The organism is Pectobacterium quasiaquaticum (assembly GCF_014946775.2).
Classification (GTDB): domain Bacteria; phylum Pseudomonadota; class Gammaproteobacteria; order Enterobacterales; family Enterobacteriaceae; genus Pectobacterium; species Pectobacterium aquaticum.
Window position 1 is genome coordinate 2,670,466 of record NZ_CP065177.1, and the last position, 12,643, is coordinate 2,683,108.

Annotated in this window: 12 protein-coding genes; 9 read left to right on the forward strand and 3 right to left on the reverse strand. The window is 48.6% G+C overall.

Translation table 11 applies throughout. The annotated features are described in order from the left end of the window. The first annotated feature begins 94 nt into the window (after positions 1-94). Positions 95-679 carry a Maf family protein gene (locus IG609_RS12230; RefSeq protein WP_193397133.1) on the forward strand — a complete coding sequence of 195 codons (585 nt, stop codon included), beginning with the start codon at positions 95-97 and terminating at the stop codon, positions 677-679. A gap of 64 nt (positions 680-743) precedes the next feature. Here the strand turns inward: IG609_RS12230 and rluC are convergent, their stop codons facing one another. Further along, a complete protein-coding gene (gene rluC / locus IG609_RS12235; protein WP_193397134.1) occupies positions 744-1,700 on the reverse strand; it encodes a 23S rRNA pseudouridine(955/2504/2580) synthase RluC in 957 nt (318 codons plus the stop codon). 594 nt (positions 1,701-2,294) lie between these two features. Here rluC and rne point away from each other — a divergent pair. Then, entirely contained in the window at positions 2,295-5,615 is a 3,321-nt protein-coding gene (rne, locus tag IG609_RS12240; protein WP_193397135.1) for a ribonuclease E, read from the forward strand. A 62-nt stretch (positions 5,616-5,677) separates the two neighbouring features. Here the strand turns inward: rne and IG609_RS12245 are convergent, their stop codons facing one another. Next, the gene (locus IG609_RS12245) at positions 5,678-5,965 is read right to left on the reverse strand and encodes a putative quinol monooxygenase (RefSeq protein WP_193397136.1); all 288 of its coding nucleotides are present in this window, start codon (positions 5,963-5,965) and stop codon (positions 5,678-5,680) included. 184 nt (positions 5,966-6,149) lie between these two features. Between IG609_RS12245 and pyrC the strand changes: the two genes are divergently transcribed. From pyrC to IG609_RS12275, 6 genes are all read left to right on the forward strand, one after another. After that, positions 6,150-7,193, forward strand: a complete 1,044-nt coding sequence (gene pyrC, locus IG609_RS12250) for a dihydroorotase (RefSeq protein ID WP_193397137.1) — start codon at positions 6,150-6,152, stop codon at positions 7,191-7,193. A gap of 106 nt (positions 7,194-7,299) precedes the next feature. Next, the gene (gene dinI / locus IG609_RS12255) at positions 7,300-7,539 is read left to right on the forward strand and encodes a DNA damage-inducible protein I (protein WP_116155755.1); all 240 of its coding nucleotides are present in this window, start codon (positions 7,300-7,302) and stop codon (positions 7,537-7,539) included. Positions 7,540-7,610: 71 nt separating this feature from the next. Then, positions 7,611-7,868, forward strand: a complete 258-nt coding sequence (locus IG609_RS12260; protein WP_193397138.1) for a hypothetical protein — start codon at positions 7,611-7,613, stop codon at positions 7,866-7,868. A 239-nt stretch (positions 7,869-8,107) separates the two neighbouring features. Continuing rightward, positions 8,108-8,362 (forward strand): biofilm formation regulator BssS, encoded by a 255-nt coding sequence (gene bssS / locus IG609_RS12265; RefSeq protein WP_193397139.1) that lies wholly within the window; start codon positions 8,108-8,110, stop codon positions 8,360-8,362. 466 nt (positions 8,363-8,828) lie between these two features. After that, positions 8,829-9,383 (forward strand): cytochrome b, encoded by a 555-nt coding sequence (locus IG609_RS12270; RefSeq protein ID WP_193397140.1) that lies wholly within the window; start codon positions 8,829-8,831, stop codon positions 9,381-9,383. 29 nt (positions 9,384-9,412) lie between these two features. After that, positions 9,413-9,988: a YceI family protein gene (locus tag IG609_RS12275; protein WP_193397167.1), complete on the forward strand. Its 576-nt coding sequence runs from the start codon at positions 9,413-9,415 to the stop codon at positions 9,986-9,988. A gap of 73 nt (positions 9,989-10,061) precedes the next feature. On the opposite strand, the gene trhO is transcribed toward IG609_RS12275, so the two are convergent. Next, positions 10,062-11,129 carry an oxygen-dependent tRNA uridine(34) hydroxylase TrhO gene (gene trhO, locus IG609_RS12280; RefSeq protein WP_193397141.1) on the reverse strand — a complete coding sequence of 356 codons (1,068 nt, stop codon included), beginning with the start codon at positions 11,127-11,129 and terminating at the stop codon, positions 10,062-10,064. A gap of 216 nt (positions 11,130-11,345) precedes the next feature. Here trhO and IG609_RS12285 point away from each other — a divergent pair, with 216 nt between their 5' ends. After that, entirely contained in the window at positions 11,346-12,440 is a 1,095-nt protein-coding gene (locus IG609_RS12285; RefSeq protein ID WP_193399904.1) for an NADH:flavin oxidoreductase/NADH oxidase, read from the forward strand. The last annotated feature ends 203 nt before the right edge of the window (positions 12,441-12,643 follow it).

Consider the following 12,643-nt stretch of genomic DNA (forward strand, 5'->3'; position numbering starts at 1 on the left):
GCAGTGATGCACCACCTTTCACCAATATTCGCTTCCAGAGCGGCGCACAGTTTAAAATGCCTTTCATCATTACGCTACGGTTTATCAAAAAATTATGCAGCAGATTGTTCTCGCTTCAACATCACCTTACCGCAAATCCTTGTTAGAAAAGCTGGCTATCCCCTTTGTTTGCGCATCGCCAGACATCGATGAAACCCCTCACCCCGGAGAAAATGCTGTCGATCTCGTGATCCGTCTTGCTGAGAGCAAAGCGCAAACACTGGCCGCGCACTACCCCAATCACCTGATTATCGGTTCCGATCAGGTTTGCGTTCTGGAAAACGCCATAACAGGAAAACCACATAATAAGGGTAACGCAACACGCCAGTTACAGCAGGCCAGCGGAAAGTGTGTTTCCTTCTTTACGGGTTTAGCACTCTTCAATAGCGCGACCCAGGAAATACAAAGCCTCGCAGAGCCATTTGACGTACATTTCCGTATGCTAACGGAAGCGGAAATTGACGGTTATCTGGAGAAAGAACAGCCATGGAACTGCGCAGGTAGCTTTAAAAGCGAAGGATTGGGTATTACTCTCTTTGAACGACTATCTGGGCGCGATCCTAATACGCTCATTGGATTGCCATTGATCGCGCTAACGCAGATGCTACAAAAGGAAGGAGTAAATCCGCTGACGATGTAAAGTAAATCGGGATAGCCCGATGAAGAGGCTATCCCGACAGATAAAAGTATATAGGTATATGTGGTTATACTTTTGTCTTGCGCAGCACCTGCAGACAGCGACGCAGTCCGCTATCTAATGGGGCTTCGACTCTCAGTGTCTCACCCGTGTTCGGGTGTTCAAAACGTAGCGCCTGCGCATGCAGGAAGAGGCGTTTTAAGCCCGTGTCCGCCAGTTGCTTATCGAACTCGCGATCGCCGTAACGATCATCGAACGCTATCGGATGCCCAGCATATTGGGCGTGTACACGAATTTGATGCGTACGTCCGGTAACAGGGCTCGCCCGCACCAGCGTCGCGTGTTCAAACCGTTCTTCTATTTTAAAGCGCGTTTCTGACGGTTTACCGTCGCTGTTTACCCGAACTATGCGCTCACCGCTTTGCAGGATATTTTTCAACAGCGGTGCCTGAACAACCTTGCAATGCGACTGCCACTGCCCACGAACCAGTGCCAGATAGTCTTTTTGCATGCCTTTTAGTCGCAGTTGTTCGTGCAGAGAACGTAAGGCCGAGCGTTTTTTTGCGACCAGCAAAACACCAGAGGTATCGCGATCGAGACGGTGTACTAACTCCAGAAAACGCGCTTCCGGGCGTAAAGCACGCAGCCCTTCAATCACGCCGAAGCTCAAGCCACTGCCACCATGCACGGCTGTACCCGAGGGTTTATTCAGCACCAACAGGTAGTCATCCTCATAAATAATGCAATCGGCCAACGCCGCCACTTTACCAAAACTGGCAGAAACAGGGGTCTCATCGCGTTCTGCCTGCCGAACGGGCGGAATACGGATGACATCACCATCGAGCAATTTATACTCAGGTTTGACCCGTTTCTTATTTATCCTTACCTCACCTTTTCGCAAGATACGGTAAACCATGCTTTTAGGCACACCCTTTAAGTGGGTATGCAAAAAATTATCGACGCGCTGCCCCGCTTCATCTGCGGAGATCGTCACAAATTGTACTGAAGGATTATCTGTTTTCATGATGCGCGATTCTAAATAGAGCAACCCGATAGCGCCACTTCTTTTTCTGTGCTTAACTGTGTGTCTGACTTATGAAGATATTGTTGCATTGTCGAGTAAGTGGACGGGTGAGTTGGACTGTAGCATCAAACCCTGTCCGTTTTGGTGATAACAACAGAACTATCTTTATACAGACAGGCAAAGTCACCTTGCTATAACGGTATCAGCAGTGGAATAATGCTTTTGCGTTTCCCACGCGGATTTCCGATAAAACAAGGGGAAATTGCGGAATTATTAAATTTGCCTGATGACGCACACACGCAGCAATGGCGTAAGACGTAATGTGAAATCAAGCAGTTAGCGGGCTGCGGATTGCAGCTTGGCCGGCAAATGGAATCAGATCTGGCGACATTATTCAGAAGCTGTTCCCTCAGTAAATGCGCTGTTTTCCATCAGGAAACACAGGCTACCGAAACATGCGTCTCTATGCAGGCGACAACCGGGAGGTTGACGTCCCTGCGATAAGCCACGAGGCCATCGGTTCACTCCGGTCATGCGGTTCTTTTGTCCGCAGCTCTATCAATAATGTAAGTAAAAATAACGAGTAAGTTGAAGATGAAAAGAATGTTAATTAACGCAACTCAGCAGGAAGAGTTGCGTGTTGCCTTGGTTGATGGTCAACGGCTGTATGATTTGGATATCGAAAGTCCAGGTCATGAGCAGAAGAAAGCAAATATCTACAAAGGTAAAATCACACGTATCGAACCTAGCCTTGAAGCCGCTTTTGTTGATTACGGCGCTGAAAGACACGGTTTCCTCCCTCTTAAAGAAATCGCCCGCGAATACTTCCCTAGCAACTATTCTTCCCACGGTCGTCCTAACATTAAAGACGTGTTGCGTGAAGGTCAGGAAGTCATTGTTCAGGTAGACAAAGAAGAGCGAGGAAACAAAGGTGCTGCACTGACCACCTTTATCAGTCTGGCAGGCAGTTATCTGGTCTTAATGCCGAATAATCCTCGTGCAGGCGGTATTTCACGTCGTATCGAAGGTGACGATCGTACCGAGCTCAAAGAAGCGTTGGGATCGTTGCAACTGCCCGATGGCATGGGGCTCATTGTTCGTACCGCTGGTGTGGGCAAATCCGCTGAAGCGCTGCAATGGGATCTGGCTTTCCGTCTGAAACACTGGGACGCGATCAAAAAAGCCGCCGAAGGCCGCCCTGCACCGTTCCTGATCCATCAGGAAAGTAATGTGATCGTCCGCGCTTTCCGTGACTATCTGCGCCCAGACATTGGCGAAATCCTGATCGACAATCCAAAAGTTCTCGATCTGGCAAAAGAACATATTTCTGCACTGGGTCGCCCCGATTTCAGCAGCAAAATCAAATTGTACAGTGGTGAAATTCCGCTTTTCAGCCACTATCAGATCGAATCACAGATCGAATCGGCTTTCCAGCGTGAAGTTCGCCTGCCGTCCGGTGGCTCTATCGTTATCGATACAACCGAAGCGCTAACAGCGATTGATATCAACTCCGCACGTGCGACGCGCGGTGGTGATATTGAAGAAACGGCGTTCAATACTAACCTTGAAGCCGCAGACGAAATTGCCCGCCAGTTACGCTTGCGTGACCTCGGTGGACTGATCGTTATCGATTTCATCGATATGACACCAGTTCGTCACCAGCGTGAAGTTGAAAACCGCCTGCGCGACTCTGTACGTCAGGATCGTGCGCGTATTCAGATCGGCCGGATTTCTCGCTTTGGCTTGCTAGAAATGTCGCGTCAGCGCCTGAGCCCTTCACTGGGTGAATCCAGCCATCACGTTTGCCCACGCTGTAGCGGCACAGGCACGATTCGTGATAATGAATCACTTTCACTGTCTATTCTTCGTCTGATCGAAGAAGAAGCGCTGAAAGAGAATACCAAAGAAGTCCACGCGATTGTTCCAGTTCAGATTGCATCTTATCTGCTGAACGAGAAACGTGATGCCGTTAACGCCATTGAGAAACGTCAAGGCGGCGTGCGCGCGATCATCGTGCCACACGATGGTATGCAGACACCGCACTACTCCGTTGTTCGCGTCCGTAAAGGCGAAGAAAAACCGACGCTCAGCTATTTGCTGCCTCAGCGTTTGGAAACGGAAACGCAGCAGTTGCAAGACGAACAAACGATCGAACGTAAACAGCCTGAACAACCGGCTTTAGCAACATTTAGTATGGCTGAAATGCCAGAGGAAACCACGCCCCCAGTTACTAAAGACGCTCCTGCTGTAGCGAAAGCCGCAGAGGATGCTCAACCAGGCCTCATTAGCCGTTTCTTCAGCGCATTGAAAGGTATCTTCGCTTCCGAACCTGTTGAAAAAACAGTGGGTGCTGCTGACGATAAGAAAGCGGAAGAAGATAAATCTACGGAGGGCCAGCGTTCTGAACGCCGTAACCCACGCCGTCAGGGTAATAATCGCCGTGACCGTGGCTCTCGTGACAATCGTGACAATCGTGACAATCGTGATGATCAGCGCCGGAATAAGCGACAAAACGACGACTCGATTGTTGAAACCCGTACTGCGGATAATGTGGAGAAAGTCGGTTCGGAAGAACAACCGCGCCGTGAACCACGTGCTGAACGTCAGCGTCGTCGGCAAGACGAACGTCGCCAGGCTCCGACTGAGACAAAAGCACAGCCAGTCATTGATGATTCTGATGACAATGCAGCCGAGCAGGATACACCAACTCAGGTTATGCCACGCCGTCAACGCCGTCAGTTGACGCAGAAAGTACGTGTCCAGTCTGAAACTCAGCAGGATGTCCTCTCTGATAACAGATCGCCTGTTGCTGAAGCATCCGAGCAGACTCAAGCTTACGTCAAGCCAAACGACGCTGCGGTAGACCATAGTGAGGTCGATAACGAGCAGAACGATTCAAATCGTACCAATGCCGAGAATGGCGGTATGCCGCGTCGATCGCGTCGTTCGCCGCGTCACCTGCGCGTCAGCGGCCAGCGCCGTCGCCGCTATCGTGATGAGCGTTACCCGTCTCAGTCACCAATGCAGTTGGAATTTGCTGCCGCATCACCGGAAATGTCATCAGGAAAAGTGTGGGTTAGCTATCCTCTGGCACGGCCACAGCAGGCTGAACACCAGCAGCAGAACGAGAATGTTGCATCAATTGAAACACCGCTGTTACCAGCCGTTATCGAAGCCGCCGTGACTGAACAAGCAGACGCAGTGGAATCCAATGTGGTTGAAAACGTTGCGATTACTGAAGCCGTATTTCAGGAAGAAGTCGCTGTAACCGCAACAGCACAGTCTGCCGACGTCATCCAGGATAGCAATGTAGTGGATGCTGAGGTGAATACCGCAGGCGAAGAAATCACCATCGAACCAGTGACTGAGAACACCGCTATTGACGATGCTATCGCTGCAGTTGCCGTGAATGCCGTTGAAGAAGCAAATACTGTGGAGACTCAGGTCGCTGAAGAAACCGTTGTCGCGGTTGCTTCTGAACAAACAGTGGCTGAAAACGTAGCTACCGAAACGGTCGCAGAAGAACAGCGGGCAGATAGCATCGCTGATGCAACTGAGAAAGTAGATGTGGCAGAACCAATTTCTACCCCTGCGGTTTCCGCAGTACAGGAAACCAACCTGCCACAAAGCGTTCAGGCTGCGCCGGTAACCGCTATCAGCGCACAACCGATTGTGGAAAAGTCTGTATCGAGCGTAACAAAAGCAGCAAGCGTTGCTGAGCAACCTCGTTATAAGCTCCACGCGACAGCGCCTATGACAAAAGCACCAGCGCCAGCCTACCGTGCAGAGCCTGCTCGACACAGTGATTGGGTACGTCCAGACTACCCGTTCTCAGGGAAAGGCTCAGCAGGCGGCCATGCCGCAGTTAACCAGTCAACTGCGCCAGCAACCAAGCCTACGCCAGTTAGCGAGTAATTCAGGCTTCTATAGACAAGCACCCGCCAATTGGCGGGTGCTTTTTTATTCAGAAACTGTCGTTAGCTTAAAAAACTCAACGTCTTAATATCTACACTATCCGTTTTACCATCCAGTTCCACCAAGAAGCGTTTAAAGTGCTCACTCTGCCCATGTGATGCCACAGCATCTTGATTCTTCCAACGCTCGAAAAACACAAACGAACCGGGTTTATCCACGACTTCATGCAGATCATACTGCACATTACCTGCTTCCTGTCGGCTAGGTGCCACCACGCGTTTCAGCGTTGCGGTAACATCTGCAACGAACTCTGCTTTTGCCTGAATGGTAGCGACAATACGAATTTCCATATACATCCCTTATTTATCAATGAAAAGATAATGCTATCAGATGCCAATCTACGGTTAATTTCAAGCATTCATCAACAAACGGATGCATTCAAATGGCTTTGCGCTTATCCTTATCCCCCGCCGTATCAGTCCCAAAACCAACCGAAAGATGCTGTTTTTCTACTGACCGCCGGAGCGCAATTCCATGACCGCACAGCCCACTATTCTTAAAATCCGTCGCCCTGACGATTGGCACATTCACCTGCGTGACGATCGGATGCTGGAAACCGTTCTCCCCTATACCAGTCGTTTCTTTGGCCGTGCGATTGTTATGCCTAACCTGACGCCGCCGATTACCAGCGTAGCCAGCGCGATAGCGTATCGTCAGCGCATTTTAGCCGCGGTCCCGCAGGGTGATGATTTTCATCCGCTGATGACGTGCTACCTAACCGATGCTCTTGATGTCAACGAAGTCGTGAGTGGTTTTGAGCAAGGCGTCTTTACCGCAGCCAAGCTCTATCCAGCCAATGCCACAACAAACTCCAGCCATGGGGTCACCAGCGTCGCCAATATCTCTGGCATTCTGGAACAAATGCAGAAGATTGGCATGCCGTTACTCATCCACGGCGAAGTGACCGACTCTGCCGTTGATATTTTCGATCGAGAAACACGCTTCATCGAAACGGTGCTGGAACCATTACGCCAACAGTTCCCTGAGCTGAAAGTCGTCCTCGAGCACATTACGACGAAAGAAGCCGCACAGTATGTTGTTGAAGGTAATGATTATCTCGCCGCAACCATTACACCGCAGCATCTGATGTTTAACCGTAATCATATGCTGGTTGGTGGCGTTCGCCCTCACCTATATTGCCTGCCTATCTTAAAACGCAATACGCATCAGCAGGCGCTACGTGAAGCCGTCGCTAGCGGCTGTGACCGCCTTTTCCTCGGCACTGACTCCGCGCCGCATGCAAAACACAGAAAAGAGTCCAGTTGCGGCTGTGCTGGTGTGTTCAATGCTCAGGCAGCATTAAGCACATACGCCACCGTTTTTGAAGAAATGAACGCGCTGGATAAACTCGAAGCATTTTGCTCCCTGAATGGCCCACGTTTTTATGGCCTGCCAGTGAACGACAGTTGGATTGAGCTGCATCGTGAAACCATCACATTCCCAGAAGAAATCGCTCTCGGCGACGAGTCGCTAATCCCCTTCCTAGCTGGACAAAGCCTCAACTGGTCAGTCCGTTAATCGACAAGCCCATCCGCATTATGCCGATGGGCTAAATTTTATTGCACGTCTTGTTCTTCACTTACAATAACTGTATAAATAAACAGTTTAAAATTTGGAGGTCAGCATGCGCGTAGAAATCACTCTTGCAAAAACAACGCCTTTACCCGCCGGTGCCATCGAAGCACTCAGGCATGAGCTGGAAAAACGTATTCACAAAATTTACCCTGACACACCCATTCAGGTTCGTTATGCAGCCGCAAACAGCCTGACGGTAATGGGAGCAGGCAAAGAAGAAAAAGATCGTATCTCTGAAATCTTGCAGGAAACGTGGGAAAGTGCAGATGACTGGTTTACAGCAGACTAATCTAAAGCTATAGGCTGTAATGGCACTTTAAAGCGGCATCTCGTCATGTGCTATGACCGAGGATATCTGTTATGACGGTAGAAAAACCAGAAACGGCAATGGCATTCGGGGAATTGCTGGAGCTGATTGGCGAGCAACAACGCAAGATCGATGCTCTGGAACTCGCTTTTTCGTTCTTGGCGTTTTGCCTTGATGAGAAAGCCAACAGGCTAATGATTCACAATTTGAAACTGGAGTCTCAAAATGAAAATCATGATCCAGCAATGAAGAAATACCTTGCCCGACTTGCTGCCGCATTAGAAAAAAATTCAGGGCCTGCTGCAGAATAATGCTCAACTGCCCTGTAACGAAGCCTTCGGGATGAAAGCCTATTTGTCCCGATATTTTATCCGACGCATCGCTTATCCCTTCGTCATACCTGCCTGTCTAATTTTTTTTACGAAAAATTGAAAATACTTCCCATAAATTAAATAAGTCACAGTATACTGATAATGCTTGTTTAAAAATAATGATCCACCTGAAGCCTCGTTAGTCACTCATGTTAGTAACTAGTCAATAAGGGGTATTTATGGATAGAAAAAATGAAGTTATTCAGACACATCCTCTTGTAGGTTGGGACATCAGTACCGTTGACAGTTATGACGCCATGATGATCCGTTTGCACTACTTATCCACCTCGGACCAAGCACCAGATGAAACACATGTAGACCGGACGCTTTGGCTAACGACCGATGTTGCAAGGCAACTGATATACATACTCGAAGCCGGTATTGCAAAAATCGAATCAACAGACTGTGACGCCAGTGATTATCGAAAACATTAGTAATTGATAGCGTTATTAATATTATATTCAATACCCAATTATTTTTTGAAAACAGTTGCTTTAATAACCACACCGCTTTATTGGCGGTGTGGTTATTTTAGGCTTGTTCTCATTTCTTTTTATAGCATCGATAGATTAAACCACACTCGCCTGATTTTATATCCGTTGTTTTTATCTCAATAATCACCCACTACATCATTACTCAACTAATCGAGTATCTTCCGGCACAATTAGTTTAATTAGCCGCCATCTTTATTTATCTTTCAACTAAAAACAGGCATCAGAAATATCTATTTCTAGCAAAGAACTTCCATAACCAAACTGAATAAATTATGAATTTAAATTCAAAAAAATTGTTCATGCCTATGATAATGTTGCAATTTAAAAGTTTATGTTGATTTTATGTTTCTTCCTGTTAAATTTCGCCGAATTGACTGCGTTACCGATCTGATAAGGAGTTATCACCATGCTTTGGCGTAATACCTCTTCTCGTTATGGCCATATCAGCATTCTTTTGCACTGGATTGCAGCGTTAACCGTTTATGGTATGTTCGCTTTAGGACTGTGGATGGTCACATTAGGGTACTACCATATTTGGTATCACCGTGCCCCAGAGATTCATAAAGCGATTGGCGTGCTGTTATTTGCCATCTTAATCTTTCGCGTGGTATGGCGTTTTATCTCCCCACCACCTCCACCGTTGAAAAGCTACTCCACATTAACCCGCGTCAGCGCGGCGCTGGCTCATATTGCGCTTTATGTCATTCTTTTCGCCATTCTCATTAGTGGATATCTCATTTCCACTGCCGAAGGGCATTCCATCTCAGTTTTTGGCTGGTTTTCTGTTCCGGCCATTGTCAGCGGCTTGACGGATCAGGCCGATATAGCAGGCGACGTGCATCTTTATCTTGCATGGGCGGTGGTTGCCTTATCAGCGCTGCACGGTTTAGCCGCATTAAAACACCACTTTATCGATGGTGATAACACGTTGAAACGGATGTTGGGTCGCAACGTTCCTTAACTTTCTGGATTTATGGAGAAATACCAATGCTGAAGAAAACACTACTGAGCCTAACAGCAGTATCCATGCTTGCCTCTGCCGGTTCTGCCCTGGCGGCAGAATACAAGTTCGATAAAGAAGGCCAGCACGCGTTTATCGAATTCCGCATTAAACACCTCGGTTATAGCTGGCTTTACGGCAGCTTTAACGACTTCGATGGCACTTTTACCTTTGATGAGAAAAACCCATCAGCGGAGAAAGTGAATGTCACTATCAATACCAACAGCGTTGACACTAACCACGCTGAACGTGACAAGCACCTTCGCAGTGCAGAATTTTTAAACGTTGCCAAGCATCCGCAAGCAACGTTTACGTCAACTGAAGTGAAGAGAGACGGTGAAGATTACGATATTATCGGCAACCTGACCTTAAATGGCGTCACCAAGCCCGTTAAGCTGGATGCCAAACTCATCGGTCAGGGTGATGACCCGTGGGGTAACTATCGTGCAGGATTCCAAGCCGAAGGCACTATCAAGTTGAAAGACTTCAACATTACGACCGATTTGGGGCCAGCTTCACAGGATGTAGAACTGATTATTGCCGTTGAAGGCGTTCGCCAGAAATAAGGCCGCAACACGCATCAACAGTACACAGCCCTTTCCGTTGGAAAGGGCTTTTTATTGCATGATGAACCGTTCGCTATTCAGCCTTATCTTTAGCTACAGGGGCAGGAATGTGCAACGTTGACTGCAATAATCCTTTGGATTTATTGAAGATTTTCATTCCATTTTCACGCCCGCTGCGTATCGCCCTTTGTTCTTCCAGCGGCAGCTTCATCTCATCCTGACACTGCTTACTGCAACAGCCTTCGTATTTTTCAGCACAGCTCGGACATTGGATAAACAGAAGGTGACACCCTTCATTACGGCAGTTAGTGTGGCTATCACACGACGCGCCGCACTGGTGGCAATGCGCGATGACGTCATCAGAGATACGCTCCCCCATCCGCTCATCAAACACGAAATTCTTACCGATAAACTTCAGCGGTAAGCCTTGGGCTTTAGCCTGACGCGTATACTCAATAATACCGCCCTCGACGTGATACACGTTCTTAAAGCCGTGATGCAGCATGTAGGCACTGGCCTTTTCGCAGCGAATACCGCCCGTGCAGTACATGACAATATTTTTATCACGCGCCTCATCCAGCATTTCAACCGCCATCGGTAACTGCTCACGAAAGGTATCCGACGGCACTTCCAGCGCATTCTCGAAGTGTCCGACTTCATATTCGTAATGATTACGCATATCGACAAATACGGTATCAGGATCGTCAGCCATCGCATTAACCTGATCGGCTTTCAGATATTGCCCGACATTCGCCGGGTTAAAAGTAGGATCGTCAATGCCATCGGCGACAATCCGTTCGCGTACTTTCATACGCAATACCCAGAACGATTTCCCGTCATCTTCCAGAGCGATATTTAAGCGAATCTGATCGAGTGCCGGATGTGCACTGAACAATACAGCTTTGAAGGCATCGAACTGATTATTGGGTACGCTGATTTGGGCATTAATCCCTTCAGTGGCAACATAAATACGCCCAAAGACCTTATATTGCTCAAGCTGAATATATAGACGATCGCGAAAGGCTTTTGGATCGTCAATCGTAAAATATTTATAGAAGGAGACTGTGGTACGCGGCTCGGTTTCCGCAAGCATACGCGCCTTCAGTTCCTCATTAGAAATTCGGTTATGTAACACTGGCATGGTGTACGTTCCTGTCTTCATTGAGGTTATCGTGTGATATTCATGGCTGGATCATAGCCTGACACATTGAATCGCCCAGCATCATACCTGATAGCACCAAGCCTGTCAGGGCATGAAATGGATAGCACAACGACAAAGAGTGATCTACCGTAACCCCATGACCTCTGGGATTCATTTTCGCGTTCATGAAGTATCACCATCGAAGGATCTGTTATTATGAGTCAGCTTTTCTCCCCCGTATCACTCGGTAAACTCGAACTGCCCAACCGAATCATCATCGCGCCAATGTGCCAATATTCGGCTGAGGACGGCAAGGCAACAGCCTGGCATACCATGCATTTAGGTAACCTGTCGCATTCTGGCGCTGGGCTGCTCATTGTCGAAGCCACAGCAGTCTCACCAGAAGGCAGGATCTCCCCGCACGATCTTGGGCTGTGGGATGATGCGACCGAACAAGCCCTTTCCAACGTGATTCAATCTGTCAAAACCTATTCCGCCATGCCCATCGGCATACAGCTAGGGCACGCCGGTCGTAAAGCCTCAACGGGCGTTCCATGGGGCGGACGGGTATTTCTGCGCCCGGAACAGGGGGGGTGGCAGACTATCGCACCATCGGCTGTTCCTTATAACGCAAGTGATGCAACACCACAGGCCATGTCTGAATCACAAATCCGTACGCTAATTGACTCGTTCGTTGACTCAGCTAAACGTGCGGACCGTCTGGGCTTTGACATGATAGAGATTCACGCGGCTCACGGCTATTTACTGCACCAGTTCCTTTCACCGCTGACAAATCAGCGAACAGATAGCTATGGCGGCTCGCTTCAAAGTCGTATGCGGCTGGTCATTGAAATTTACCGCGCGATACGCGACGTTTTCCCTGCGCATAAAGCCGTCGGCGTGCGTATTTCTGCAACAGATGGTGTGGAAGAAGGCTGGGATCTGGAACAGTCTGTACAGCTTAGTAAAGCACTGCACGAATTAGGCTGTGACTTCATCCATGTTTCCAGCGGCGGGCTATCACCGTTACAGCAGATACATCCTGCGCCTAATTATCAGGTTCCCTATGCGCAGCGGATTAAACAAGAAGTTGGCATCACCACTATCGCCGTGGGGCTGATCACCGAGCCGGAACAGGCTGAAGCGATCGTTGCAACCGGTGAAGCAGACGCTATCGGCCTGGCTCGCGCCATACTTTTCGATCCACGCTGGCCATGGCATGCTGCAGCCCGACTGGGCGCACAGGTATCGGCTCCTCCACAGTATTGGCGCAGCGAGCCACGCTATGCCAGAGGCATTTTCAAGCAGTAACATATGGTGTGTCAGGCGATCCTATCAGGGTCGCCTCTTCCTCCTTTCACCATGCCCATGCCACCAAAGGTCAAAACTCATTCTCTGGGAATGATACGATTAAGATCGTTTTCTGCATAAAAATCAGCCAATAAGGCGGCAATAATTTGTTTTATTGGCAAAGCACCGCAATAATCTATCTTGCAGTTAACCATTAATTCGAT

Excerpts from the sequence above, each read along its gene's own strand:
- trhO (WP_193397141.1), bottom strand. The coding sequence starts at position 11,129 with ATGCCAGTGTTACATAACCGAATTTCTAATGAGGAACTGAAGGCGCGT.
- pyrC (WP_193397137.1), top strand. The coding sequence starts at position 6,150 with ATGACCGCACAGCCCACTATTCTTAAAATCCGTCGCCCTGACGATTGG.
- IG609_RS12260 (WP_193397138.1), top strand. The coding sequence starts at position 7,611 with ATGACGGTAGAAAAACCAGAAACGGCAATGGCATTCGGGGAATTGCTG.
- rne (WP_193397135.1), top strand. The coding sequence starts at position 2,295 with ATGAAAAGAATGTTAATTAACGCAACTCAGCAGGAAGAGTTGCGTGTT.
- rluC (WP_193397134.1), bottom strand. The coding sequence starts at position 1,700 with ATGAAAACAGATAATCCTTCAGTACAATTTGTGACGATCTCCGCAGAT.
- bssS (WP_193397139.1), top strand. The coding sequence starts at position 8,108 with ATGGATAGAAAAAATGAAGTTATTCAGACACATCCTCTTGTAGGTTGG.
- IG609_RS12285 (WP_193399904.1), top strand. The coding sequence starts at position 11,346 with ATGAGTCAGCTTTTCTCCCCCGTATCACTCGGTAAACTCGAACTGCCC.
- IG609_RS12230 (WP_193397133.1), top strand. The coding sequence starts at position 95 with ATGCAGCAGATTGTTCTCGCTTCAACATCACCTTACCGCAAATCCTTG.
- dinI (WP_116155755.1), top strand. The coding sequence starts at position 7,300 with ATGCGCGTAGAAATCACTCTTGCAAAAACAACGCCTTTACCCGCCGGT.
- IG609_RS12245 (WP_193397136.1), bottom strand. The coding sequence starts at position 5,965 with ATGGAAATTCGTATTGTCGCTACCATTCAGGCAAAAGCAGAGTTCGTT.
- IG609_RS12270 (WP_193397140.1), top strand. The coding sequence starts at position 8,829 with ATGCTTTGGCGTAATACCTCTTCTCGTTATGGCCATATCAGCATTCTT.